At 37.9% G+C, this 24,108-nt stretch carries 29 protein-coding genes and 3 pseudogenes; 25 read left to right on the top strand and 7 right to left on the bottom strand.

Translation table 11 applies throughout. The features are described 5' to 3' along the window. The 8 genes and pseudogenes from G6554_RS14300 to G6554_RS26360 form a co-directional block, all read left to right on the top strand. A pseudogene (locus G6554_RS14300) lies at positions 1-1,060 on the top strand (hypothetical protein); the annotation flags it as partial. A gap of 16 nt (positions 1,061-1,076) precedes the next feature. Further along, positions 1,077-1,376, top strand: a complete 300-nt coding sequence (locus G6554_RS14305) for a hypothetical protein (protein WP_166242988.1) — start codon at positions 1,077-1,079, stop codon at positions 1,374-1,376. Positions 1,377-1,400: 24 nt separating this feature from the next. Further along, entirely contained in the window at positions 1,401-1,535 is a 135-nt protein-coding gene (locus G6554_RS26060; protein WP_278187276.1) for a hypothetical protein, read from the top strand. Continuing rightward, positions 1,536-1,772 carry a hypothetical protein gene (locus tag G6554_RS14310; RefSeq protein ID WP_166242990.1) on the top strand — a complete coding sequence of 79 codons (237 nt, stop codon included), beginning with the start codon at positions 1,536-1,538 and terminating at the stop codon, positions 1,770-1,772. Continuing rightward, a complete protein-coding gene (locus G6554_RS14315; protein ID WP_166242992.1) occupies positions 1,769-1,981 on the top strand; it encodes a hypothetical protein in 213 nt (70 codons plus the stop codon). The genes G6554_RS14310 and G6554_RS14315 overlap by 4 nt, the downstream gene beginning before the upstream one ends. Before the next feature lie 49 nt (positions 1,982-2,030). Then, positions 2,031-2,519, top strand: a complete 489-nt coding sequence (locus G6554_RS14320) for a phage holin family protein (protein ID WP_166242994.1) — start codon at positions 2,031-2,033, stop codon at positions 2,517-2,519. Next, positions 2,519-3,085: pseudogene (locus G6554_RS14325) on the top strand (peptidoglycan recognition protein family protein); the annotation flags it as partial. The gene G6554_RS14320 and the pseudogene G6554_RS14325, both read left to right, overlap by 1 nt. Further along, the gene (locus G6554_RS26360) at positions 3,083-3,358 is read left to right on the top strand and encodes a peptidoglycan-binding domain-containing protein (RefSeq protein ID WP_242637866.1); all 276 of its coding nucleotides are present in this window, start codon (positions 3,083-3,085) and stop codon (positions 3,356-3,358) included. The pseudogene G6554_RS14325 and the gene G6554_RS26360, both read left to right, overlap by 3 nt. Positions 3,359-3,417: 59 nt before the next feature. On the opposite strand, the gene G6554_RS14330 is transcribed toward G6554_RS26360, so the two are convergent. The 4 genes from G6554_RS14330 to G6554_RS14345 form a co-directional block, all read right to left on the bottom strand. Further along, on the bottom strand, positions 3,418-4,065 hold the full coding sequence (locus tag G6554_RS14330) for a hypothetical protein (RefSeq protein ID WP_166242998.1): 648 nt from the start codon (positions 4,063-4,065) through the stop codon (positions 3,418-3,420). 115 nt (positions 4,066-4,180) lie between these two features. Further along, positions 4,181-4,435 (bottom strand): hypothetical protein, encoded by a 255-nt coding sequence (locus tag G6554_RS14335; protein ID WP_166243000.1) that lies wholly within the window; start codon positions 4,433-4,435, stop codon positions 4,181-4,183. Next, on the bottom strand, positions 4,419-4,577 hold the full coding sequence (locus tag G6554_RS14340) for a hypothetical protein (protein ID WP_166243002.1): 159 nt from the start codon (positions 4,575-4,577) through the stop codon (positions 4,419-4,421). The genes G6554_RS14335 and G6554_RS14340 overlap by 17 nt, the downstream gene beginning before the upstream one ends. After that, positions 4,549-4,758 carry a helix-turn-helix transcriptional regulator gene (locus G6554_RS14345; RefSeq protein ID WP_166243124.1) on the bottom strand — a complete coding sequence of 70 codons (210 nt, stop codon included), beginning with the start codon at positions 4,756-4,758 and terminating at the stop codon, positions 4,549-4,551. The genes G6554_RS14340 and G6554_RS14345 overlap by 29 nt, the downstream gene beginning before the upstream one ends. Before the next feature lie 130 nt (positions 4,759-4,888). On the opposite strand from G6554_RS14345, the gene G6554_RS14350 reads away from it, so the two are divergent. From G6554_RS14350 to G6554_RS14385, 8 genes and pseudogenes are all read left to right on the top strand, one after another. Beyond that, the gene (locus tag G6554_RS14350; RefSeq protein WP_166243004.1) at positions 4,889-5,125 is read left to right on the top strand and encodes a hypothetical protein; all 237 of its coding nucleotides are present in this window, start codon (positions 4,889-4,891) and stop codon (positions 5,123-5,125) included. A 59-nt stretch (positions 5,126-5,184) separates the two neighbouring features. Next, positions 5,185-5,451 (top strand): hypothetical protein, encoded by a 267-nt coding sequence (locus G6554_RS14355; protein ID WP_166243006.1) that lies wholly within the window; start codon positions 5,185-5,187, stop codon positions 5,449-5,451. After that, positions 5,448-5,711, top strand: a complete 264-nt coding sequence (locus G6554_RS14360) for a hypothetical protein (RefSeq protein WP_166243008.1) — start codon at positions 5,448-5,450, stop codon at positions 5,709-5,711. The genes G6554_RS14355 and G6554_RS14360 overlap by 4 nt, the downstream gene beginning before the upstream one ends. Positions 5,712-5,750: 39 nt before the next feature. After that, positions 5,751-5,924: pseudogene (locus G6554_RS14365) on the top strand (sporulation protein YhbH); the annotation flags it as partial. 113 nt (positions 5,925-6,037) lie between these two features. Beyond that, positions 6,038-7,237 (top strand): N-acetylglucosamine-6-phosphate deacetylase, encoded by a 1,200-nt coding sequence (gene nagA / locus G6554_RS14370; protein ID WP_166243010.1) that lies wholly within the window; start codon positions 6,038-6,040, stop codon positions 7,235-7,237. Continuing rightward, positions 7,234-7,974 (top strand): glucosamine-6-phosphate deaminase, encoded by a 741-nt coding sequence (gene nagB, locus G6554_RS14375; protein WP_166243012.1) that lies wholly within the window; start codon positions 7,234-7,236, stop codon positions 7,972-7,974. Before nagA ends, nagB begins: the two co-directional genes overlap by 4 nt. An 83-nt stretch (positions 7,975-8,057) precedes the next feature. Further along, positions 8,058-8,780 (top strand): GntR family transcriptional regulator, encoded by a 723-nt coding sequence (locus tag G6554_RS14380; protein ID WP_166243014.1) that lies wholly within the window; start codon positions 8,058-8,060, stop codon positions 8,778-8,780. A gap of 89 nt (positions 8,781-8,869) precedes the next feature. Continuing rightward, entirely contained in the window at positions 8,870-9,862 is a 993-nt protein-coding gene (locus G6554_RS14385; protein ID WP_347564309.1) for a CAP domain-containing protein, read from the top strand. 113 nt (positions 9,863-9,975) lie between these two features. Here G6554_RS14385 and G6554_RS14390 read toward each other — a convergent pair whose 3' ends face one another. Together G6554_RS14390 and G6554_RS14395 are read right to left on the bottom strand one after the other, a co-directional pair. After that, complete coding sequence (locus G6554_RS14390; protein ID WP_166243016.1) at positions 9,976-11,250, bottom strand: sensor histidine kinase; 1,275 nt, start codon at positions 11,248-11,250, stop codon at positions 9,976-9,978. A 203-nt stretch (positions 11,251-11,453) separates the two neighbouring features. Continuing rightward, a complete protein-coding gene (locus G6554_RS14395; RefSeq protein WP_166243018.1) occupies positions 11,454-12,104 on the bottom strand; it encodes an FMN-dependent NADH-azoreductase in 651 nt (216 codons plus the stop codon). A 175-nt stretch (positions 12,105-12,279) separates the two neighbouring features. Here G6554_RS14395 and G6554_RS14400 point away from each other — a divergent pair, with 175 nt between their 5' ends. Both G6554_RS14400 and G6554_RS14405 read left to right on the top strand, forming a co-directional pair. After that, positions 12,280-12,420 (top strand): hypothetical protein, encoded by a 141-nt coding sequence (locus G6554_RS14400; RefSeq protein WP_166243020.1) that lies wholly within the window; start codon positions 12,280-12,282, stop codon positions 12,418-12,420. A gap of 370 nt (positions 12,421-12,790) precedes the next feature. After that, positions 12,791-14,200: an MFS transporter gene (locus tag G6554_RS14405; protein ID WP_166243023.1), complete on the top strand. Its 1,410-nt coding sequence runs from the start codon at positions 12,791-12,793 to the stop codon at positions 14,198-14,200. A 157-nt stretch (positions 14,201-14,357) separates the two neighbouring features. Here G6554_RS14405 and G6554_RS14410 read toward each other — a convergent pair whose 3' ends face one another. Further along, complete coding sequence (locus tag G6554_RS14410) at positions 14,358-15,551, bottom strand: ROK family transcriptional regulator (protein ID WP_166243025.1); 1,194 nt, start codon at positions 15,549-15,551, stop codon at positions 14,358-14,360. A gap of 254 nt (positions 15,552-15,805) precedes the next feature. Between G6554_RS14410 and uxaC the strand changes: the two genes are divergently transcribed. The 7 genes from uxaC to G6554_RS14445 all read left to right on the top strand — a co-directional run bounded on the left by uxaC (position 15,806) and on the right by G6554_RS14445 (position 23,900). Further along, on the top strand, positions 15,806-17,209 hold the full coding sequence (uxaC, locus tag G6554_RS14415; protein WP_166243027.1) for a glucuronate isomerase: 1,404 nt from the start codon (positions 15,806-15,808) through the stop codon (positions 17,207-17,209). Positions 17,210-17,350: 141 nt separating this feature from the next. Next, positions 17,351-18,766, top strand: coding sequence for an NADP-dependent phosphogluconate dehydrogenase (gene gndA, locus G6554_RS14420; protein WP_166243029.1), 1,416 nt, complete (start codon positions 17,351-17,353; stop codon positions 18,764-18,766). Between the two features lie 216 nt (positions 18,767-18,982). After that, positions 18,983-19,915, top strand: coding sequence for an AraC family transcriptional regulator (locus G6554_RS14425; protein ID WP_166243031.1), 933 nt, complete (start codon positions 18,983-18,985; stop codon positions 19,913-19,915). Further along, entirely contained in the window at positions 19,916-20,803 is an 888-nt protein-coding gene (locus tag G6554_RS14430; protein ID WP_166243033.1) for a sugar phosphate isomerase/epimerase family protein, read from the top strand. It abuts the gene before it with no gap. A 2-nt stretch (positions 20,804-20,805) separates the two neighbouring features. Then, positions 20,806-21,966, top strand: a complete 1,161-nt coding sequence (locus G6554_RS14435; protein WP_207343054.1) for a Gfo/Idh/MocA family protein — start codon at positions 20,806-20,808, stop codon at positions 21,964-21,966. 65 nt (positions 21,967-22,031) lie between these two features. Next, a complete protein-coding gene (locus G6554_RS14440; protein WP_166243035.1) occupies positions 22,032-23,036 on the top strand; it encodes a Gfo/Idh/MocA family protein in 1,005 nt (334 codons plus the stop codon). A 3-nt stretch (positions 23,037-23,039) separates the two neighbouring features. Beyond that, a complete protein-coding gene (locus tag G6554_RS14445; RefSeq protein WP_166243037.1) occupies positions 23,040-23,900 on the top strand; it encodes a sugar phosphate isomerase/epimerase family protein in 861 nt (286 codons plus the stop codon). The last annotated feature ends 208 nt before the right edge of the window (positions 23,901-24,108 follow it).

Genomic DNA, 24,108 nt, shown 5'->3' on the forward strand with positions numbered 1-24,108 from the left:
AACCTACCACAATACAAAAGTAGAAATTTCAGAAGACGGTATTACATGGACGACTTTATTTGATAGTTCAATTACTGGTGAGTACAAAGAAACAGCAAATGGGTTGGTTGTTCAGGTAAATAATTCAATCGTTAATAGTTTTTATTCCAGACTCTCAACAGCTGAATCAAGCATAACCCAACAAGCTGGGCAGATATCATCTAAAGTTTCTCAATCCACCTATGACGTGGACATCCCAAACATAAAGAATCGTTTGAGTTCTGCCGAATCGAACATCACTCAACAAGCAACAGATATTAGTTTACGGGTCAAGACAACCGACTATAACGGAAATCAGATTGCCTCTTTAATCAATCAGACAGCGACTACAATTAAATTAGTTGCTTCGAAGATTGACCTAGATGGTGATGTAGATATTTTAAACGGGCGCACCAGGATAAAAGATGCGGTCATCACAAATGCAAAAATAGAAAGTATGTCAGCGGATAAGTTGACCGCTGGAAATGTCAATAGCGATACATTGGGAATTGGGAGTAATAGCGGCTATAGACTTGTGTTTGGTACTAGGGACACAGGCAATGGTGGAGTAAAGAGTTCAATTTATTCCACAAATAACGATGGCTTATGGATTCGTTCACAGTTTGGTTCTGTTGATATTAGTTCCCCAGACAGGGTTAGGCTGTTATCGGTTACCGAGGCAACAAATATCCTTTTAACGGGTGATTATTATATTTCTACCAAAGACAGGACGTGGATTTCTCCTACCTTTACAAACGGATGGTCAAATTATAGCAATGGATATGAGCCTGCCGGATATTACAAAGATCCAAATAATTTAATGCGTCTTAAGGGTCTAGTTAAGGGCGGGAACTTTGGATATGCCATATTCCAGCTTCCATCAGGGTATAGACCAACGTATAGGCGGATATTTAACGTAATTTCATATAACGGGACCGCAATTGTGGCAGGCAGAGTAGATATAGATGCCAGCGGTTATGTTTACGCGATGACAGGCGCTAATGCTTGGTTATCGTTAGACGGTATTTGGTTTAACTTCTAATCTAGGGGGAATTAGTTTGATAGAACAAGTTTCAATTGTGGATGATCAAGGAAACTACCTAGAGCCTCTTTTAGTTTTTCCGTATGATATTCTCCCCGTTAATTGGGTTCGGGAGCCGGTGCCGGAAGGTCTTTATCAGCCAAGATGGGATGGAGCAAAATGGGTGGAAGGGTTGTCTGATGATGAATTAAGGAATAGACAGTTACAAGATATTCCTGTTTCTGAGATTGATAGAATCAAACAGGAAAACGCTGAATTAAAAGAACGTTTAGAAACTGCCGAGATGGCCATTATCACGTTAATGGACTTTTTGTAGAGGGGAAAAGGAGAGATGAATAATATGTATCAGTTTGTTCTCAATATGTGGGTTTTCAGGAGAATTACTGAAGAGCAGGTAAATAGTTATGCAACAAAAGGATTTATCGAACCAGAAGAAGCAACGCGAATATTAGCAACCCCACAGGAGGTAAAATAAATGAGTGCAAGCACCGATTTAGTCATAGAAAACCTAACAGATCAAATAGCCAATCTTAGCCGAGAAAAGGCTATTTTTTTTGCCATTGCAACGGAAAAGGAGCAGGAGAATCAGCAATTAAGACAAGCAGAGGAAGAATCAAAAATTAGATTACAACAGGTAGAAAATGAATTACTCATAGAAAAAGCTAAAACTGCTGGACCTATTCCAGTAAAGAAAGAAGGTGAGGAAGAATGAAAATCCAAATCGCATCAGTAAATGTAAGTTATTCTCCAGAAGGCGAAGTGGTCAGCGTCCAGGTGTTTTTCCAGGGATACGACGAAGAAAGAACAATTAATATTAATGGCTACTTGCCGTTAACCGCCGGTGAATACAGCGGAAATGAGTCTATCAAAGCTTTAACAGAAATAGTAAAAAACAGTGTAGCCAGTAAGTTGTTAGATTAAGAGAGTCCTTCCAGGGCTCTTCTTTATATTGAAATTAGGAGAGTGAAGTATGTTTGGAAATGTAACAGAGGTATTTACTAAGATGGTTAGTAATAAAAGTTTAGCTTTAGGGACTCTAACCGGGACGGTGGGAGCTTTTTTTGATGCCGTGCTGCAGGCTAAAGGCTTTAATAAACTACACATCTATATTGCGGCAGCTTTAGCGATAATCGTTGTCCTTGATTATGTTGTAGGTGATAGACTCGCCAAGAAAAATGATCTGTATAAAAGTAACATTGGCATCGATGCGTGTATTAGAGACGGTATTATCTTTGGGATAGTTGGAGTTGGGTGGATATTTGATCAGCTTTTAGGCACTGGAGCCCTAGTCTTTGCAGTGTTGGCATTCTCTTTCATCTACCACAATTTACAGTCTTTTGTATCAAATTTGTATGTACTTGGTTGGGATAAATATTTCCCTATGTGGCTTTTCAAAATTCTCGAATCAGAGATCAATGCAAAAATAAAAAAATATAGTGATCAAGGAGTGGGTAAATAATGCCACCATGGACAGAGGATATAATCAAAATCAATAAATATTCAAGACCAGGACTTAAATTAACTGCTGTTAAAAAAATAGTGGAGCATTTTACGGCTAATCCCGGCGGTTCAGCCAAAAACCATGTAACGTATTTCGGCAAAACATTAATCGAACAAAATGAGAAGCTCCCTAAAAAGGATAGGCGGTACGCATCAGCTCATATTTTTGTTGATAAAAAAGAAGCCTTACTGTTGGTACCTCTCAATGAAGCAGCTTACCATGCCAATGATGTACAGCAAAAAAATAAAAACGGCAGCCCGTGGCGCGGTATTAAAGATCTGGCGCCAAATGCCAACTTATTATCTATTGGAGTGGAGCTTTGCATTGAGTCTGACGGCACGTTTCATCCGGATACCATCCAGAGAGCTGCAGAGGTTAACGCAGAACTTTGTAAAATGTATAAACTAGATCCTATCGATGATATTGTCCGGCACTATGATGTGACACATAAAAATTGTCCGGCACCGTGGGTAGCAAATCCACAGGCATTTATCGGCTTTAAAAATTCAGTAAAAACTTACATGACACCAGAAAAGGGAGTGGAAGATGTGCTAAAAGCAGGAGACAAGGGTGAAGCTGTAAAAGTATTAAATTATCAATTAGCAAGTTTGGGGTATATATCTTGGGCTGATCGTGAGAGTGATGTGTTCGGTAACAGTACATTAAAAGCGTTGAAAAAATTTCAAAAAGAACAACGAATTAAAGAAACTGGCGAGTATGATGCGAAGACCGCTTTGCAGTTTGCGAAGATTCTTGCGATTTATTATGACAGGTTGAAGAAAAATTTGATGTTATAAAAATAATTACCCCTGTCTTTATTTGAGACGGGGGCAATTATCCTTACTTCATTCTTAATTTAATGGGTTCTATTATAAGCGTCCAACTGTAATTGATATTCATATTCAAGCATGTCGAAGTCGAAACCCCAATCTAAGTAAGCAGCAGTAAGAATATCTTGTTTGACCTTGTTATCAATTTTTAACGCTAATAATCTATTATATGCAGCAGTTTGTAGTTGGATTTCATATGCAACCATATCGTAATCAGTTCCCCAATTCCGGTCTGCGTTGGTCTTAATGGTATTATGGACTCCAGTTACCCATAAATCTTTAATAATATTCTTATAAACTGGTACTGGTGGTGCTGGTGGGGTATAAATCCTGTAATAAGCTGTAGCCCCCGGAACTGCCACTTTATAATTACTTACCGTAACATATTTGGCTTTTATATAAACTTCCGATACTATTACCTGTTTTACCCTTTTGCCGCTAACCAATTTGTAATAATTATATGAGATTTTTGTTTTGTCCCAATCCTTATTAACTCTTGTAACCTTTACACCAACTGGGACAGTAATCGTTTCACTTTTTAACTGATAATTAACTGTTCTTACTCTGTAGTCTTCTTGACTTGTTACTGCAGCTTCTACTTTGTGCACTCCGAAACTCGGTAATCCACTAAGTAACATTGCTGCTAATGCTAACCCTGACACAAATTTTTTCACTTGGTATTTCCCCCTTTATATGTATGCAACACATAATACTTCAATAAAGTGCATTTATTTTCCTTCTAAAAATTGGGGGATTAATAAAATAATTACAATAATGAATAAGCGACGCTTAAAAATGTAAATCATCCGCTGCATAAAAAGCTTTCAGATCCTCTTGTCTTTCTAACTCCAAAACAGCCTCAGTGATGTCCTGGCCACCATCTACAATTACCTTCTCCAATTTAGCACGATAAGACAATTCCTTATTAATTTGCTTCCAAAACTGCAGGGCTAAAAATTCCGGTTTTCTTCCTCGAAGTTGAAATTCTCCTTTTTTATATCCACGACTCGCAGCAGTAAAGTGTATTTCAATTATTACTGTCATTTTCATCTTCCTCATAATATTTCTTCATAATCTTATGCTGCTCTTTCATTAAGTCATAAAAATGCACGATCATTTGAATATCACGTGGAGTATATCCATTTTCCTCGAAATTTTCAATTAGTTTCTTCCATTTTTCGTTCATATAGATCATCTACCTTTACTTCCAGTAAGTCAGCCAGTATAAAAGCTTTGTCCATTGTAGGATATGTATTACCTACACTCCAATTAGACAGGGTATTTTGACTAACTCCTAATTCTTTAATTATGTACTCTCTTCTGTATTTACAAACACGTAATAATTCTCCGATTCGGCTCCTAAGCATGACAAACACCTCTGTAAGTAGTTTCTCCAAGCAAACAATAAAATCCTTTCACAAATATTTGGGATAAATATTCATAAAGTGGTAGTGACGGTAATATCATATATCAAACAAGCAAAGGAAGTGATTATGATTGAGTGGAAAAAGGCCTAAATCAGTATCATTTAACGAGAAAAATATGAGGGAGAATGAAATCCTGAAGTACCTAAAAGATGAAAAAATAAGTTTTGCACCATACGTTAAGGATCTGATTTTTGCAGACATGCAACGAAGAAAAGAAGGGCTCCGAATTATCCAGAAGAATAAAGGTGGGGGGATAAAAATCGTTGTAGGCGGTAGTACTCCTCCTCCCTCCGCAGTTGGAGTGTAACACTGTAACACGGTTGACACTGTCAATTGTCATGACAAAGTGAAAGGGGATGTTGAAAATTGATTGAGGGGAAAGGCTTAGGAGGAAAGCGAGTGAACCGGGTCGGGTTATCACTAACAAATGAATATGAAACCAAACTTCTTAAGTTAGCAACTGCATGCAATTTTAGACATCATACTACTTTTGCAAATTTGCTTATTGAAATGTGTTTGGATAACGCCCAGCTGGTGAGTGATCTTCAAAAAAAATATTGTACTCAATCAGCTTATAAAATTTTTATCGTCAATGGTGAATATGTTTTAAGTGGAAGGGAGGATATACGGTGAACTGGCAGGACTTTATCATGGGCGGTATTAGCGTAATTTTTACCTATGCGCTATTTTCAAGTGGCTCTTGCGAAGAGGATACCGATATAGATCCAGATGAGGATTTAGAAAACAATGTAGTTGTAAATGACTTTTCTAGTCGACATGTTATTTTATCTTGTCAAACTTGTCGTAAACAGAAAAGACATAAAGAAATTGAATCGAATCTTTATCAATGCACTAAATGCAAAAGACATGTTGATTTAAGAAGAGTATCCTAATTATATATCCTCATTTTAGTCCTCATTTACCCTCCTTTATTATGTGTATATGGTGTACACGTCAATCAGTACAACAGACACTCAACCTTAATGTCGGCATACAAGAATATCAAGGATGAACATTTCCGCTATTATATTCTTAAGCAAAAAGCGGATGTCTTCCATGCAATGAAGAGCTTCTTTCAACAAGAAGAGTCAAAATTATTTGCCTAAAAAACCGACAGGTCTAGGTACCTGTCGATTTTTTTATATTCTATAAATTGGTATAGACAACTATACTTTTTGGGTATAAGATAAAGATATAACCTGAAAGGAAGTAATGGAAGATGAATCAAAAAGATAATCATATTTTACTCAAGGGTATTCAAATTTATACAGAGGATCATGTTATCGAAAAAGGGTATATAAAAATAATAGACGATAAAATAGCAGAACTTGGTACCTTGGAAGAACTTGTTCAGGACGAGGACTATGATGTAATAGAGATTCCGGCACATTTTAGGGCGGTACCTGGTTTTATTGATGTGCATATACACGGTGTAAATGGTGCGGACACAATGGACGGAACAAAGGAAGCATTGGATACGATGGTTGCGGCATTGCCCAAAGAAGGAACCACAAGCTTTTTGGCTACTACTATGACCCAAGAAGGCAAACAAATTGAAAAGGCGTTAGAAAATGCCGGTGAATATATGCAAACCCAGCCAGCATATGGTAAGGCAGAAATACTAGGACTCCATCTTGAGGGACCGTTTGTAAATGCCAATAAAGCAGGGGCCCAGCCAATTCAGCATATTGTCGACCCAAATCTACCATTATTTAAAGAGTGGCAACAGTTATCCCGTGGAACAATAAGGTTGGTGACACTGGCACCAGAGCAGCCAGGTGGATTAGAAATGATTCGTTACTTAAAGGATCAAGGTATCATTGCATCGATTGGCCATACTGATGCAACCTTTGAACAGGTAAACGAGGCCATTGAAGCAGGGGCAAACCACGTGACACACCTGTTTAATCAAATGAGAGGACTTCATCACCGTGAACCAGGTGTTGTTGGGGCGGCATTTTTACGTAAAGAATTAAAAGCGGAAATCATTGTTGATGGGGTCCATGTTCATCCTGAGATGGTGAATCTTGCTTTTAAAAATAAACAAAGCGACGGTTTAATATTAATCACTGATTCAATGCGGGCAAAATGCTTAAAGAATGGAATGTATGACTTGGGTGGCCAAGAAGTGACAGTAAAGGATGGAAAAGCAGTTCTTGCTGACGGGACACTTGCGGGAAGTATTTTAAAATTAGGGCATGCCGTAAAGAATATTTTATCCTATACAGGTTGTTCCATAGAGGAAGCGATTGAAATGGCTTCTGTTAATCCGGCAAAGCAATTGAATGTATTTGACAGGAAGGGAAGCATTGCAGTCGGGAAGGATGCAGACCTTGTCATCCTCGATGAGAACTTGGATGTTTTTATGACATTTTGTCGTGGGAAACTTTCATATAAAAGGGAGGAAAACGAGCAATGAAAATTATCGAAGTGAATGATTACACAGAAATGAGTCAGAAAGCAGCTGAATATATTATTGAAAAAGTTTGTCAAAATCCTAAGATCAACCTAGGGCTTGCCACAGGTGGAACGCCTGTAGGAACCTACAAGAAAATAATTGAAGACTATCGGAAAAATGGGACTTCTTATCGAAACGTTACCACATTCAATTTAGATGAATACATTGGACTTTCAGGTGAAGATAAAAATAGCTATCGTTATTTTATGGATGAGCAGTTGTTTAATCACATTGATATCAATAAAAATAACACCTATGTTCCGCAGGGAAATAGTAACGATGCTGAAGAAGAATGTCTTCGGTATGAATCATTACTTGTCAAAAATGGTGGGGTTGATTTGCAAGTTCTTGGAATTGGCAGCAATGGTCATATTGGTTTTAACGAGCCTGGGACCGCCTTTAGCTCTCAAACACATGTCATTGAATTGGCGCCTTCGACAATTAATGCCAATGCAAGGTACTTTAATCGAATTGAAGAAGTACCAACAAAGGCAATAACAATGGGGATTTCAACGATAATGAAAAGCAGGGAAATTCTCCTATTAGTTTCTGGTGAAGCCAAAAAAGAAGCGATGGGCAGGCTTTTAAATGGAACAATAACAGAAAATTTTCCTGCTTCTGTGTTGAAGAATCATCCATATGTTACAATTATTGCTGATAAAGCAGCAGTTTCAGGTTTGAAAATTCCCAGTTTATAAATGTAAACAAGAGATCAAAAAAAATAAAGGGATAATCAAAACCTGTTATTGTTAGTTAAATTAGAAGGGTGTATGTAAGGAGAATGATAAACAAAAATTCCCCCATTCCACTTTATTATCAGCTTGAGGAACACATTAAAGGATTAATTGAAAATGGTGAATTGTCTCCAGGTGATGCTCTTCCGCCGGAGAGAGAATATGCTGAAAAATATCAGATTAGCCGGATGACAGTCAGACAGGCCTTTACCCAGCTAGTGAATGAAGGGTATTTATATCGGTTGCAAGGAAAGGGAACTTTTATAGCGGAACGGAAAATTGAACAGCCCTTGCAGGGACTTACAAGCTTCACAGAAGACATGAAAGCAAGAGGACTTACCCCTGAGAGCATCCTTGTAAGGTTTGAAATTATTCCAGCTTCAAATCAGATTGCAGGTCAATTAAAAATTCCTGAAAATAAACCTGTTTATGAAATAAAACGTATCCGTTTAGCGGATGGCGTCCCAATGGCATTGGAAACAAATTATCTCTCATCGGATCTTATTAAGGGGTTAACAGAAGAAATTGTTAATAAATCCCTTTATGGATATATTGAAGGTGAATTAAACCTGCGAATCGAAAGTGCTTCACAGATTATTGAGTCATCCATTGCGAGTCAAGATGAGGCAGGCCATTTAAATATTACAAAAGGGGCACCAGTAATGCACATCCAACAAAATACCTTTTTGAATAATGGCACCCCAGTAGAATTTGTGAAATCAGTTTACCGTGCAGATCGATATAAATTCATGATTCAAATGAAACGATAACTAATTAAGTCGGATATTACCACTAATAACTTCCCCCGAAAAATCAAAAATAAGAAGGCAAGAGGATTTTTCAAAAGGGGGTAGTACAATTGATAAAAAAACCGGCAGGGTTACTATTAACAGCGGTTCTAACAATGGGACTTGCTGCTTGTAATAATAATGACAATGATCAAATAAATGATAAAACCGGTAATCGGGTAGGCATGAATACAGCCAACAGGAATAACCACTTTATGGATGTACGAAATGGCAGAGATGATGGTATCGACCATAATGGTCTGCTTACCGAGGATTATTCAAATCGTAACAACAGTGAAAGTGATTTAAATTTGTTTAAGGATCGGAAAAAGAATAGAAAAAATAATGAAGACATGATTTCTGCATACCAGACAACATTGAATAGTGATCAATATCCTCATACTCGGGCGGTTTTAATCCGAGATGCAAAATATCAGTTTATTCGTATTGACCCTAGACAAGGGAATTGGTTTCAGTCTGGAGTAATCCAACAGGTACAGCCAAATATTGGGCAGCAGCAAAACCCTGTTCCAAATGTACCGGCTCCAAAGCAAACGAAGCCGGCACCGGTTCCAAAGCAAGCACAGCCGGCACCGGCACCAGCACCAGCACCAAAGCAAACACAACCAGCACCTGCAGCAAAACCGGCTGCTCCGTCTCAAAATACTACATCAACTACTGGAACAGTAAGTCAATATGTTCAGCAAGTAATCAATTTAACCAATGCTGAGCGAAGTAAGAAGGGACTTCCGGCATTAAAAGCCGATACACAGTTAAGTGGAGTTGCACAAAAGAAAGCTCAGGATATGCAGCAAAATCACTACTTTTCACATACAAGTCCTACTTACGGATCCCCGTTCGATATGATGAGAGATTTTGGGGTAACCTATAAGGCTGCTGGAGAAAATATTGCTCAAGGTCAAAGAACACCGCAAGAAGTTGTAAATGCCTGGATGAACAGCGAGGGACATCGAGCGAATATTCTTAGTTCGAAATATACAAATATTGGGGTTGGATTTGAGGGAGCAGGGAAGAATTGGTCACAAATGTTTATAGGTAAATAATTAGAAAAGCGCAAGCGCCCTGGTCAGCGGCGTATGGCCTGGAGCTGGACATTTCTCGAAGTCGAATGATATAAAATTTCTATATTATAAGAAAAGGAACAAACCAGCAGATTCTATTCTCTGAAGGTTTGTTCCTTTTTCTTGATGGCCGTAATCGTTGGAAATTCAAAAAGAAAGATTGTCCCTTTGCCTACTTCACTTTCTACCCAAATCGACCCATCCATTGCACGGACAATACTATAAACGACCATCATTCCGAGCCCAGTTCCCTTTTTCCCTTTTGTGGAATAGAAAGGTTCTCCTAATCGTTCCAACTGCCCATTTGTCATTCCCACACCTGTATCTTCGACTTTAATGGTTACAGAGCTTTGGCTAAATTCGGTTGAAATGGTTAAATACCCGCCTGACGGCATTGATTCAATTGCATTTTTGAGTACATTGACAAAGCACTGGCGGAACTTCTGTCCATCCCCCTTTATAAAACCTATGACGGAAAAGTTAGTAATAATTTCAACCGAATTTTGTTTTGCTAAGGGTTGAAGAATATTGATAATTTGCCGGAGTTCACTTTTTACATTCAATTCCTCAATCGTCTCCAAAGATGGCTTGGCGAAGGTTAAGTAATCCTGAATGACCCTTTCAGCAGAATTTAATTCCTCTTTAACGATGGATAAGTATTCTTTTCTTTTTTGTCTTGAAAGGTAATCATCTTGGAGAAGTTGAACAAATCCACTGGCAGCAGTTAAAGGATTTCGAATTTCATGGGAAATAGCTGCCCCCATTTGCTCGACTGCCTTTAATTTCTCTGCTTTAATCAGTTGCTGCTGCATTTCATTATTTTTTCTAACAAATTCAATTCCATACGAAATGATGCCAATTCCGAGCGAAGGAACAACAAGGTAGGCAAACCAAGCATCAAACAAGTCTGAGTGTTTTTGCGTGAGGCTCATCCCGAACACGGTCAGAATAGCAAGGACCATCCCCATACAAATCGTTATAAAAATTCTTCGTTCAGGGGATTGTTTCAAAAACCATGGATGTAGCTTCCAAAAAAATATGGCAAATGGTATATAAAGGATAGTTGTTTCTATAAAACCTATATCCAATCCGTAGAGGATTCTTAAAAAAACTAGAGCTAAAATAAGTATTGGCCCGATTCCAACATAAAGTCCACCAAGGACGAGGGGAATAATCCTTAAATCGTACCTAGTAAAAGGATCGGGAGTATAGGAAAACTGAATACAAAACCATAATGTCGCAATAAAGATAATAATTAATGAAGATTTAGTAGGGGCAAATTTTTTACCCTTTTCGAGAAATATCAAACAAAAAAAGAGAATAACGATAAAAAGGGAGAGATTTAAGAAAAGGTGTTTCGTAATTTCCATTTCCTTCACCATCCAAAACTTGTGCTCCGCCCCTTTTCCGCTACAGGGCTTATAGGAAAATTTTACATGTATTTTCCGCAAGTTACAACAAAATTTGCAAAATATTTGGAAAAGGGGGAGCTTTTGACGAAAAAACAAACTAAAAAAAGGAAAGGATACCATTTCTGATTTCCTTCCGCCTTCTTGAATAGTATAGATGGTATTTAATTGCCTATTGCTAATTCTTTAGCAGCAAGTCTGGCATTTTCCTTTGCCTTTCCAATAATTTCTGTTACCTTTTGTGGAAATAAATCGAATCCTTCCGCGAGTATAGTTTCCATCACCTCAATCCCCAAGAAGCGGAGTGCTATTTTTAAATAGCGATCACCTGATTCCATTTCCTGCATCGGTGTCCCTGTATATTGACCGCCTCTTGTTTGGATGTGAATAGCTTTCTTATTGGTTAAAAGACCTTTTGGCCCGTTGGGAGTATGAACAAATGTCTTTCCAGCTACAAACAAATTATCAAGGAAGGCCTTTAAAACCGCAGGGGAACTCAAATTCCACATTGGGGAAACAAAAACATAATAGTCATAACTAATAAATTCATCGGCAAGGGCATGCATTTTGAGGATTTTTTCTCGTTCCGGATCTGTCAGCTGATCAAGAGTATAGCCATAACCAGCTAATTTGCCTCTAGCAGAAACGAGATCCGCATCCATTTGGGCAAAATCTAAAGTGAACAAATCCATTTTCTTTATTTGTACGTCAGGAAGTTCCTGCTTAAAAGTTTCAAGAAAGGCTTCCCCAATTTGCAGCCCCTTTGATTTTTCTAACCCTTTTGGATTTGCTGTCACATACAGTAGCTTTTCCATTCCTACACAACCCATCTATTTAATTTCATTTATATATTTATTATAGAAAAGAAACCTATGCCCAATATTGAACAAAGCGTGAAATTCTTGAACATTAAATGACTTTTAATCATGATGTGAGTTAACCATAAACAAAATGAACAAACTATGTTTAATTGATTTTTTGGAGGTATAGATGATGAAGGAGAAGAAGAATGAAAAAGTCATGATTGTTACAAATGAGGCAATAAGGGGCAAGCCCTATCTTGATATTGATCGTGTCATTCTAGAAGGAAAAACCGCCGGCTCGGCTCAAAAAGAAAGGGATAACAATTGAGAGTAATGAGTTATCTTTTTGTCTAGTAAGTATAGAGGATGTAAGTTGTGGTAATTTCCACGACTTACATCCCTTTTTTACACACGGCTTCGATAAATACTGAGTTTAAAAATTCAAAAAACATTTTTATCAGCGCTTACAAAAAGTTGTTGACGTATAAAATGATGGGTGATATTCTAAATGTACAAATTAATTTGTAAGTTTAATAAACAAATTAATGGAATTTAAAACCAATCTCGAGTTGGAATGGAAATTTTTTAAACGTAAATGAAAAGGGTTTCATGTTTAGGAAAAAGAAAATCCAGATAAAAAAAGGCATATTTGTAAGAGATATCTCCCAAATACAGCTAATCAAATGGAGGGGTTAGAAATGGGTCAACCTGCTAAAAAATTAGATACGCCAGCAACAAATATCATTGGAAATGCTGTCCGTCCTTTTGGGATGAGGGATAAAATTGGTTATATGTTTGGTGACTGGGGCAATGACTTTTTCTTTATCTTAGCAGCATCGTTCCTCATGGTTTTCTATACGGATGTATATCATATAAGTCCAGCACTTGTAGGAACTCTCTTTTTAGTTGCCCGTTTGTGGGATGCTATTGCTGATGTAACAGTTGGACGTTTCATTGACTCAAGAAAGGCCGGGAAAAACGGCAAATTCAGACCATGGATTTTCAGAATGTCTTTTCCCCTTGTAATAGTGGGTGTATTAATGTTCGTTCATATCCCAGGGATGTCTACTGGATTTTATGAAGCCTATGCATTTGTAACCTATCTTTTATGGGGAACTTTATATAGCACTGTGAATATTCCATACGGTTCTATGGCGTCTGTGATGACCGCAGATCCAGTTGAACGAACAACCTTATCAACCTTCCGTTCACTTGGTGGAGCGTTAGCGGGATTAATTATAAACGTTGTTGGTCCATTAATCTTATTTGTAGATAATAAGGCTGATGCAAATCGTTTTATTCTCGGTGCCGTCATTTTCGGTGTTCTTTCTCTAGCATGTTATATGGCTTGTTATACATTAACAGTTGAACGAATTGTTGCTCCTAATTCTGAAACACCAAAAGGAAACTTTGCCCAAACAGTAAAAGGCCTTGGAAAAAACAAACCATTAATTTGGATTTTAGTTGCTTCATTACTTTTCTTGGTATGTTTCATGCTCGTGGGTACAGTAAATGTTTACTTATTTAAAGATTATTTCAGCAACGCCAAGGCATTAAGTATGGTAGGTCTTATCCAGACAGTTGCGTTAATTATTGCTATGCCGATGGTTAAACCGTTAGTAGCTAAGTTTGGTAAAAAGGAATTAGCATCTGCAGGACTACTTCTCTCTATTGTTGTATACGCGCTATTATATTTCTTGCCTAACGTAACTGTAGGTCAATTTACCGGTGTTTTAGCTGTTGGAATGTTTGGATTCTCCTTCTTTAATCTAGTGATTTGGGCATTCGTAACAGATGTCATAGATTATCATGAATACGTAACTGGATTGCGAGAAGATGGAACTGTATACTCTATCTATTCATTTGCTCGTAAAGTAGGTCAAGCTGTTGCTGGTGGTCTTGGTGGTTATGCGATTGCAGCAGTTGGATATAATTCAGCAAGTCAGACACAAACACAAGAAGCACTGCATGGTATTCATTCACTGGCAACTTTAGTACCTGCCTTACTTCTTCTAGTTGTATTCTTAATCTTGGTATTCTTTTATCCATTAAATAAAAAACGTACTATTCAGCTTACAGCTGATTTAGCTGAAAGAAGAAAGGTATAAAACTAAATCACGGTATTTGTTATAGTCATCCCCGGTTACCCATATGAATGGTAATCGGTTTTTTTGTATGAAAAGTGATATTTGAAACCGTTTAAGAAGTCCAGAAAAAAAGAACCTTCTGCTTCAACAGAGGTTCTTCCATTTAAAGTAGTGTGCATTATTTGTTTCCGCTTTCATTTTTCTCCCTTTGGTCATTGTAAGTAAAATTCAGCATTGGCACCTCAAGGAATTGTTTAATAGCAAGTGCGCATGCTCCAAGTCCACAGGATTTTTTTCCAATCGTAGAAATCAATAATTCACGATAGTGGCTGATGGAAGAATGTAGGTTATTACGGATTTTCTCCAAAGAGTTCGGAACCATCTGCAGCAATTCACTATCCAATACAAGTACGTCTGGATTGTACATGTTAATCATATTATTTAATCCAATTGAAAGGTAATAAATGAATTGCTCCAGCAACTCGTGTACCTCTTCGTCACCTTCATCCAGCCATTGTTGAATTTGTTCATAGGTTAGATTTTTAATCCCTCTTTTTTCAGAAAGATAATCAAAAATACTCGATTCTGAGGCATACTTTTCCCAGCATCCTTTGTTTCCACAGTTGCAAGGTTTTCCACCTGGCATGATAATCATGTGACCTGCTTCACCCGCGTACCCGTCATGACCGCGAAAAAATTCGCTGTTCATCATCATCCCGAGACCGATTCCAGAGTAGAGGGTAGCACATAAAAGATTATTCGTTCCATGGTGCACAAACACTCTCTCTGCGAACGCAGATAGATTTGCATTGTTTTCAAGATATATATTGATACCCAGTACATTTTCTAAATCATTTTTCAAGTGTACATCATGCCAGTTAAACTTGGGTACATAATGCACAAGTTCGTCTGTCGAGACAAGGCCGTGAATAGCAATGACAATTCCAACAATCCCATAACGACTGTCAATACACTCAGATCTGTATTTTTGAATCTGCTCAAGTAAGAGATGCAGAATCTTATAATAATCTGTAGTATCTATTCCAATAGTAGTAGAAGAAATAGGCTGACCTAAAAGATTGGAAAGGGTAAATGATAGTTGACCATAATCGAGGTCAATTCCAAGTGCATAGCCAGCTTGTCCATTTAAAGACAGCATGATTGGCTTCCGGCCGACATGATTATGCTCTAGTTGTGTTTCGACAATTAATCCTTCATCTAGTAAGTCTGCTACTTGTGCTGAAATCGTTGCTCGTGTTAGAGCAGTGACTTTTGATAAATCCGCCCTTGAAATCATTCCTTCTTTTACAATTTCTCTGATGATTAAGGAGCGATTAATTTTTTTGATATAAGCCGCATCACCGGTAACCATACTTATCCTCCATTTTCATTCTTACAATCTACAATCATTATAACAGGTAATGACATGCATAGTTTAGCATATTTAATTTAAATCATAAATTGTCAATTGACGAAACAAACTAAACATGATAATGTAGAAATATAGTTAATTTGTTTATTAAACAAATTAAAGAGGAAGACGCAATTTTTATTTTTTTTACCTTGGAAGGGTTTACAAAAGAGCGTGATAGTAGTATTTATATCAGTAAATCGGGAGGAATTTTGATGAAGTCCTTTTTAGACAAACACTTTTTGCTAAACACAGACACCGCAATCAAACTATATAAAAATGCTGCAGCCGAGGCACCCATTTTTGATTTTCATTGCCATTTGAACCCACAAGAAGTATGGGAAAACAAGTCATATGAAAATATAACTCAAATCTGGCTTGGGGGAGATCATTATAAATGGCGGACTATGCGGATGCATGGTGTAGCGGAAAAATACATTACCGGTGATGCTACGGATTGGGAGAAATTCGAAGTTTGGGCAGAAACGATGCCTCATTTAATCGGAAATCCTGTTTATCATTGGGCACAATTAGAATTGAAAATGTATTTCGGTATTGATACACTACTAAGTCCGGAAACAGCCCGTGAGGTATGGGAAGAGTGTAACGAAAAATTACAAAAGCCTGAATTTAGTGCGAGAGCATTCATTGAGAAATCTAATGTGAAGTTTATTGGTACGACAGATGATCCAATTTCAACCCTTGAATACCATCAATTATTAAAAAATGATGATTCATTTAAAACAATGATTGCTCCAACATTCCGTCCGGATGGTGCACTTTTCATTGATCGTCCTACCTTCACTAGCTGGATTGGAAAGTTAGCTCAGGTTTCAGGTATAAATGTAGATACATTTGATGGATTTATAGGCGCACTGAGACAGCGGGTTGATTTTTTTCATGAAAACGGGGGCCGTGCTTCCGATCATGACATTCAAAAAATGGACTATGTGGAAACAACGAAGGATCAGGTTGAAGCTATTTTCAATAAACGTTTAAACGGGGAACCACTTACAAATGATGAAGTAGTAGCGTATCGTATTTTCGTTTTGAAAGAATTAGGAAAAATGTACGCTGAAAAACAATGGGTTATGCAGCTTCATATGGGTGCAATGAGAAGCAATAACTCGAGAATGAAAGAGCTAATTGGACCTGACACAGGATTTGATTCTGTTGGCGAAGCGAATATGGCTGAAGGTCTGTCCCGCTTCCTTGATGCACTTGATCAGGAAAATGCCTTACCAAGAACAGTATTATTTAACTTAAATCAAAAAGATAATGTCGTTTTAGCAGGGATGATGGGGAACTTCTATGAAGAAGGAATTCCAGGAAAAGTCCAACTAGGCTCTGGCTGGTGGTTCCTTGACCATATTGATGGCATGGAAAGACAAATGAAGGACTTTGCTAATGTTGGCTTACTCAGCCACTTTATTGGTATGTTGACAGACTCACGCAGCTTCCTTTCTTATGCACGTCATGACTATTTCCGTCGCATACTTTGTAACCTTCTTGGTGGATGGGTAGAGCAAGGCTTGGCACCGAATAATATGAAGCATATGGAACAAATGGTACGGAATATATGTTATCATAATGCAGAAAAATTCTTTTTAGAAAGATAATGGCTTCAGAAAGACAGGGAGAGCCACATCGAGGGTTCTTCCTTGATTACATATGTAAAATAAGTGTTTAATTAGATGAGTTAAAATAAAAAATAGGTTAGAATAGGATAATATTGATTTTAGAAAGGAAAGGGATTAAATATGTCAAAACAACAAATTGGTGTAGTTGGCCTAGCGGTAATGGGGAAAAACCTCGCTTTGAATATTGAAAGCCGCGGCTATTCGGTTGCCGTTTTTAACCGTTCATATGATAAAACTGAAGCGTTTCTGAAAAATGAAGCGGAGGGTAAAAACTTTGTCGGTGCTCGTACCGTTGAGGAATTTGTTCATTCGTTAGAAAAACCACGTAAAATCTTATTGATGGTTAAAGCTGGTAATGCAACAGATGGAACGATTGATTCATTAAAACCATTCCTTGAAGAAGGCGATATCCTCATTGATGGCGGTAATACCTTTTTCCAAGATACAATTAGACGTAATAAAGAACTTGCAAATGCAGGGTTCCATTTTATCGGAACGGGTGTTTCCGGCGGTGAAGAAGGGGCATTAAAAGGTCCTTCCATTATGCCTGGCGGTAATAAAGAAGCCTATGATTTAGTAAAGCCAATCCTAGAGGCGATTTCAGCTAAGGTTGAAGGGGACCCATGCTGTACATATATTGGACCAAACGGTGCAGGTCATTATGTGAAAATGGTTCATAATGGAATTGAATATGGTGATATGCAATTAATTTGTGAAGCATACTTTATTCTGAAGAATGTCCTTGGTTTAAGCACTGAAGAGCTTCATGATGTGTTTGCAGAATGGAATAAAGGCGAGCTTGACAGCTACTTAATTGAAATTACCGCAGATATTTTTACAAAAGTGGATGAAGAAACAGGTAAACCTTTGGTGGACGTGATTCTAGATACTGCTGGTCAAAAAGGAACTGGTAAATGGACAAGCCAAAACGCTTTAGATTTAGGTGTCCCGCTTCCCATCATCACAGAATCAGTTTTTGCCCGTTTTATCTCAGCAATGAAAGAAGAACGTGTGAAGGCTAGTCAAGTTTTAAATGGTCCAGCTGTAAAACCATTTGAAGGAAATAAAGAAGAATTAATTGAAGCAGTTCGTAAAGCACTATATATGAGCAAAATTGTGTCATATGCACAAGGCTTTGCCCAAATGCGTGTGGCATCTGAAGAATACGATTGGAATCTTCAATACGGAAATATCGCGATGATTTTCCGCGGCGGCTGCATTATTCGTGCTCAATTCTTACAAAAAATTAAAGATGCGTACGACCGTGATTCTCAGTTAGCAAATCTATTATTAGATCCATACTTTAAAGAAATTGTTGAAGGGTATCAACCGGCACTTCGTCAAGTGCTTTCAGTAGCTATTGAACGTGGTATCCCAGTGCCATCATTCGCAAGTGCTATCGCATATTATGACAGTTATCGTACGGAAACACTTCCTGCAAACCTATTGCAAGCACAGCGTGATTACTTTGGTGCCCATACGTATCAACGTGTGGATAAAGAAGGAATATTCCATACAAATTGGATGCAAAAATAAGGCTTTTCCACATCTTCTATAAAAGAGACAAAACAAAGCATAAAAGGCTTGTTTTGTCTCTTTTTTTCTTTATTATTGACTAAAGTTTCAGCGCAAAAAGCAATACCAGTCAAATAAAGAAATAAATTAAGCATTTCGAGAGAATGATTTTTAAGTCATTTAGGTCTAAAATAAAAATGTAAATTGCTACCGCTTACTTAGAAAGGTATGGGTGCTATGGATTTGGAAGCAGCTATAAATCATCAAAGTATGATGAATAAATGGATCACTGCAGCTTACAGAGTTAAAGGTGTGCATTCCTATTCCTTTCAGTATCATTCCCATCATGAATATGAAATTTATTTCTTTTGTGGTGGTGATTGTAAGTATTTAATTAGTAATCGGATTTATGAACTAGAGCCTGGTGATATCATTCTATTGGATGGCATGACACTGCATAAACCGAATCCGAAAATAGAAAGTACCTATACAAGAAGTATGCTTCATTTTTCACCCACATGGATGGCAGAAATAGCAGCAGTTCTAGGGATTCCTAATTTGTTGGATCCATTTAAGAAGCTCAATAATTATCTACTACGAACGGGCTACAATGAATCTGGCCAATATATTGACCAACAGATAAAGAAAATCGTTGGACTTTTGGCCCGGATGAATGAAGAAATGCTCCAGACAGGCACAAATAATAGGCTGTTAGAGGCCGAAATAAAGCTTGAATTAGTTCAATTACTCGTAAAAATATATAAAATGAGTCAAGAAGAATTAGCACATGTTTCGAATAAAAAAACAGAAAAAGAGGTCCATGCCGAGGCAATTGCCTCATGGATAAAAGACCATTTTGCTGAAAAAATGAATTTGGATCGGATTTCGACTGAACTAAATTTAAGTAAATATTATACTTCACATGTTTTTAAAGAGATTACTGGTTTTACTGTGATGGAATATGTGATGGGCTGCAGGCTTAATCAGGTCAAGTTTTTATTAGAAATGGAGCCTGACCTCACTCTTGCTGAAGTATCAAGTGCAGCTGGATTTGAAAGTCTTGCCCATTTCAGCCGTTATTTTAAGGAAAAGGTAGGGGTTACGCCCTCTCGTTACCGCAAAAATAAACGAATAGCCGATACATCGGGAACAAAGGAGGATTCGCTATAAATGAATCAGGATTTATGGATTTCCGGCTTTTCAGATGAAATCTCGTCTGATTTTGAGACACAACTTGAGGTTGTTTCAAACCTTGGCATGCGTTATCTCTCATTACGGGGCATTGATGGGAAAAACATCGGCGACTTTACAGTTGAAGAAATAAAAGAAAATGTACAGCCAAGGTTGCAAAAATATGGTATTCAAGTTTCTTCAATCGGTTCACCGATTGGGAAAGTATTTATCAATGATGAAGAAGGATTTGCAAAGCAAAAGCTGATGTTGGACACGCTTTGCCAAATTAGCAATTTGCTTGATTGCCAATATATACGAATCTTCAGCTTCTATATTCCTAAAGGTGAGGATGCAGATCAATATCGTAGTGAAGTGGTAGGTAAGCTTAAGGAATACGCTGCCATTGCAGCAAAGTACAATGTGATATTGCTGCATGAAAATGAAAAGGATATTTTTGGTGATATCGCGAGACGCTGTCATGAGATTTTAACGGAAGTAGGATCTCCTTATTTTAAAGGGATTTTTGACTTTGCTAATTTCGTACAGTGCGGAGAAGATACACAGGAGTGTTACGACCTCTTAAGAGATGAGATTGTTTATATACACATTAAGGATGCTGTAACAGCGGATAGCCAAAATGTTGTCTGTGGAACTGGCGAAGGAAAAATACCAGAATTGTTAGCCCAGTTTATGAAGAGCGGCTATAAGGGATTTTTAACGCTTGAGCCACATCTTGTCCTCTTTGATTCTTTAAAGGACTTAGAGCTAGAAGATGCATCCGAAATTATTAAGGACAACAAAGGGCTAGACGGTGCCGGCGGTTACAAGCTTCAATATGAAGCCTTATTAGACATTCTTAACAAAATTGAAAGCGAGGGAAATTAATTATGGCAGATGTAAGATTAGGGATTATTGGATTAGGTGCAGAAGGTGGTATGTACGCTAATTTTATCGCTGAAGGTAAAGTGCAAAACATGGTGATTGGTGCAATCTGTGATAATGATCCTGCTAAAAAACAGGTTGCAGAAGAAAAGTATCCTGGTGTTCCTTTCTACGATAATTATATCGATATGCTTGAAAGTGGTGACGTAGATGCGGTCGTTACAACTGTTCCACATTACCTCCATCCAGAAATGGGAATTGAAGCATTAAAACGTAACCTTCATGCGTTAGTGGAAAAACCAGCTGGTGTTTATACAAAACAAGTGAAAGAGTTAAACGATTTTGCAGCAGCAAAGCCTGAACTTAAGTTTGCCATCTTCTTTAACCAACGGACAAATCCGCTTTATAAAAAAGTAAAAGAACTTATTGATAATGGTGAAATTGGCAACATTCGTAGCACCAACTGGATTATTACTACTTGGTGGAGACCTCAAGGGTACTACAATCAAAGTGAATGGAGAGCAACTTGGGGCGGGGAAGGCGGCGGTGTCCTTGTAAACCAAGCACCACACCAAATTGACTTGCTTCAATGGATTTGCGGTATGCCGAAAAAGGTTTATGCAAAATTAAACTTTGGCTATCAAAGAGATATTGTGGTTGAAGACGATGTAACTGCCGTTTTTGATTATGGAAATGGTGCTACTGGTGTATTTGTAACTAAGACACACGATGTAGTAGGGACAGACCGTTTAGAAATCCATGGCGATAAAGGAAAAATCGTGGTTGATGATAGTAAGAAAATTACGATCAAACGGCTAAATAAGCCTGAAGATGAAATGAGCGCAACCATGAGCATGCAAGATGTTATGAGTATTTTCATGGGTGGCGGTCAAGGTGATATTTTCACTGAGGAAGTAATTGAATTTGAAAGTGTTTGGGGCGGTCAGCACATTGCTGTATTAGAAGACTTCGCTTCCGCGATTGTAAATGGTACACCATTACTAGCTCCAGGAAGCGACGGTATTAATGGTGTTAGACTTGCAAATGCCATGCACCTGTCAAGCTGGTTAGGAAAAGAAATTGATGTACCATTTGATGAAGATTTGTTCCTAGAAGAATTAAATAAAAGAATTGCTGAAGAAGGTAAATATCCGGTTAGAAAGTAATCACCACACGAAACGAACTCATTGCTGCTCAAGCTTTGAGTTCGTTTCAAAAAGGGGAAATGCTTATGCTAAAAGTAGCGTTAATTGGGCTAGGGGATATATCTAACATACATCTGCCGGCGATAAAAGCAAATCCGAATGTGGAATTGACCGCGGTTTGTGATATAGATGAAGGTGCTAGAAAAATTGCCCCTGAAGCACGCTTTTATACCGATTATCAAGAAATGTTGGAATCAGAAGCATTAGATGTTGTTCATATCTGCCTGCCACATTATCTGCACAATCCAGTGACAAAGGCATGTGTCGAAAAAGGTGTTCACGTATTTCTTGAAAAGCCGCTTGGCCTGAATACAGAAGAAGCGCTTGAGCTAGTAGAGCTTGAGCAAAAACATCCGGATATTAAAATTTGTGTTTGTTTTCAAAACAGATACAATGAGTCGTTTGAAATGCTTCAAGAGATCGCTGAGAGCGGTGAGTATGGCAGGATCGTGGGGATTAAGGGGCTTGTTGCATGGTATCGCCCTAAATCCTATTATGATCTTAAGCCATGGCGCGCACAAATGAAATATGCCGGCGGCGGCGTAATGATCAATCAGGCGCTTCATACGATGGATTTGATGCAATTACTTGGAGGGAAAATGGAGTCAATCCGCGGAAATGTGGATCAGCTTCTAGATTACGGAATTGAGGTAGAGGATACAGCAACAGCACGTATTCAATTTGCAAACGGTGCCACAGGTTTATTTTTTGCTACGAATGCAAATGCCGTGAATTCCAGTGTAGAACTTCAAGTCATTTTTGAAAAAGGGAAATTTACGATTAAAGATAGTATTTTAACTAGAGTACATGAAGACGGAAAGAAGGAAGAACTAGTAGAGGATGCCAAGCTTCCTGGAACTAAATTTTATTATGGGGCAAGCCATGCAAAATTAATTCACTTATTCCATCAATGTATTGAAGAAGATACTAACAACTATGTTCTTGCCAAAGATGCACTTGTGGCGATTCAAATGATTGATGCTATTCGCAAGTCTTCAGAATTAAAACAAACAGTCAAAATGGAGGGATAAACAATGGAAAAAGGTAAAATTGGCGTGCAAATGATGATGCTAAAGGGCAAAGTGGAAGAACTAGGTGCCTATGAAACCATGAAAAATGTTAGTGAGCTTGGCTATCATGCGGTAGAAGTTTCGCAAATTCCTATGACTCCAGAAAATGTTGCTGAATTAAGAAGAGCGAGTGTAGACTTCGATATTAAAATTGCTGCCATGTCAGCTGCTTTAGAACCAATGCTTCCAGGTGCTCCTGGTGAGACCTTAACAAGTGATTTTGATAAAATTGTGAGTGATTGTAAAGCGCTGGATTGTAACTTTTTACGGATCGGTATGCTTCCATTAACATGTATGGGGCATAAAGATAAAATTATGGAATTTATTGAAAAAGCAGAAGCAATGGCTCATAAATTAGCTGATCACGGAATCGAATTATACTACCATACCCATCACCTCGAATTCCAAAAATACGATGGTGTCTACCTCTTGGATCTCATTAAAAATAACACATCTAAGCTTGGCTTTGAACTGGATGTTCACTGGATTCAAAGAGCAGGTGAAAATCCTGTCGAGTTTGTTAAGCAATATGCAGGCCGAATTTCATTATTGCACTTAAAAGATTATCGAATTGGTCAGATGGATTTAAGTAACGTCGACTTTAAAGATATGGCTAAATTCTTTGATATCTTTACGAATACAATTGAATTTGCAGAGCTTGGAGAGGGTAATCTAAATATCAAAGCAATTGTAGAGGCTGGACTTGAAAGCGGCGCACAGTATTTCTTAGTTGAACAAGATGATACCTATGGCCGCGATCCGTTTGAGTGTCTTGAAATCTCTGCAAAGCACTTAAGAGAATTAGGTTTTGGTGATTGGTTTTAATAGGTAATAGGGGAAAGCAGCTGTGTGTGCAGCTGCTTTTTCTCATTTGAAGAAAACAAAAATGCAAAACTCCAAGAATCCCGGAAGAAATGCCCGATAGAAGGGTTCTAAAGGACAAAACTCCAAGAACCCCGGAAGAAATGTCCGATAGAAGGGTTCTAAAGGACAATATTCCAAGAATCCCGGAAGAAATGTCCGATAGAAGTAC

The sequence above is a fragment of the Bacillus sp. MM2020_4 genome, from assembly GCF_011250555.1.
Lineage (GTDB): Bacteria > Bacillota > Bacilli > Bacillales > Cytobacillaceae > Neobacillus.

Bases quoted from the DNA above. Each gene is read 5' to 3' on its own strand.
- G6554_RS14430 (WP_166243033.1), top strand. From the start codon at position 19,916: ATGAATCAGGATTTATGGATTTCCGGCTTTTCAGATGAAATCTCGTCT.
- G6554_RS14440 (WP_166243035.1), top strand. From the start codon at position 22,032: ATGCTAAAAGTAGCGTTAATTGGGCTAGGGGATATATCTAACATACAT.
- G6554_RS14335 (WP_166243000.1), bottom strand. From the start codon at position 4,435: ATGACAGTAATAATTGAAATACACTTTACTGCTGCGAGTCGTGGATAT.
- G6554_RS14320 (WP_166242994.1), top strand. From the start codon at position 2,031: ATGTTTGGAAATGTAACAGAGGTATTTACTAAGATGGTTAGTAATAAA.
- G6554_RS14340 (WP_166243002.1), bottom strand. From the start codon at position 4,577: ATGAACGAAAAATGGAAGAAACTAATTGAAAATTTCGAGGAAAATGGA.
- G6554_RS14345 (WP_166243124.1), bottom strand. From the start codon at position 4,758: ATGCTTAGGAGCCGAATCGGAGAATTATTACGTGTTTGTAAATACAGA.
- G6554_RS14405 (WP_166243023.1), top strand. From the start codon at position 12,791: ATGGGTCAACCTGCTAAAAAATTAGATACGCCAGCAACAAATATCATT.
- nagA (WP_166243010.1), top strand. From the start codon at position 6,038: ATGAATCAAAAAGATAATCATATTTTACTCAAGGGTATTCAAATTTAT.
- G6554_RS14435 (WP_207343054.1), top strand. From the start codon at position 20,806: ATGGCAGATGTAAGATTAGGGATTATTGGATTAGGTGCAGAAGGTGGT.
- G6554_RS26060 (WP_278187276.1), top strand. From the start codon at position 1,401: ATGTATCAGTTTGTTCTCAATATGTGGGTTTTCAGGAGAATTACTGAA.
- G6554_RS14395 (WP_166243018.1), bottom strand. From the start codon at position 12,104: ATGGAAAAGCTACTGTATGTGACAGCAAATCCAAAAGGGTTAGAAAAA.
- nagB (WP_166243012.1), top strand. From the start codon at position 7,234: ATGAAAATTATCGAAGTGAATGATTACACAGAAATGAGTCAGAAAGCA.
- G6554_RS14390 (WP_166243016.1), bottom strand. From the start codon at position 11,250: ATGGAAATTACGAAACACCTTTTCTTAAATCTCTCCCTTTTTATCGTT.
- G6554_RS14425 (WP_166243031.1), top strand. From the start codon at position 18,983: ATGGATTTGGAAGCAGCTATAAATCATCAAAGTATGATGAATAAATGG.
- G6554_RS14445 (WP_166243037.1), top strand. From the start codon at position 23,040: ATGGAAAAAGGTAAAATTGGCGTGCAAATGATGATGCTAAAGGGCAAA.
- G6554_RS14310 (WP_166242990.1), top strand. From the start codon at position 1,536: ATGAGTGCAAGCACCGATTTAGTCATAGAAAACCTAACAGATCAAATA.
- G6554_RS14400 (WP_166243020.1), top strand. From the start codon at position 12,280: ATGATGAAGGAGAAGAAGAATGAAAAAGTCATGATTGTTACAAATGAG.
- G6554_RS14315 (WP_166242992.1), top strand. From the start codon at position 1,769: ATGAAAATCCAAATCGCATCAGTAAATGTAAGTTATTCTCCAGAAGGC.
- G6554_RS26360 (WP_242637866.1), top strand. From the start codon at position 3,083: ATGACACCAGAAAAGGGAGTGGAAGATGTGCTAAAAGCAGGAGACAAG.
- uxaC (WP_166243027.1), top strand. From the start codon at position 15,806: ATGAAGTCCTTTTTAGACAAACACTTTTTGCTAAACACAGACACCGCA.
- G6554_RS14380 (WP_166243014.1), top strand. From the start codon at position 8,058: ATGATAAACAAAAATTCCCCCATTCCACTTTATTATCAGCTTGAGGAA.
- gndA (WP_166243029.1), top strand. From the start codon at position 17,351: ATGTCAAAACAACAAATTGGTGTAGTTGGCCTAGCGGTAATGGGGAAA.
- G6554_RS14410 (WP_166243025.1), bottom strand. From the start codon at position 15,551: ATGGTTACCGGTGATGCGGCTTATATCAAAAAAATTAATCGCTCCTTA.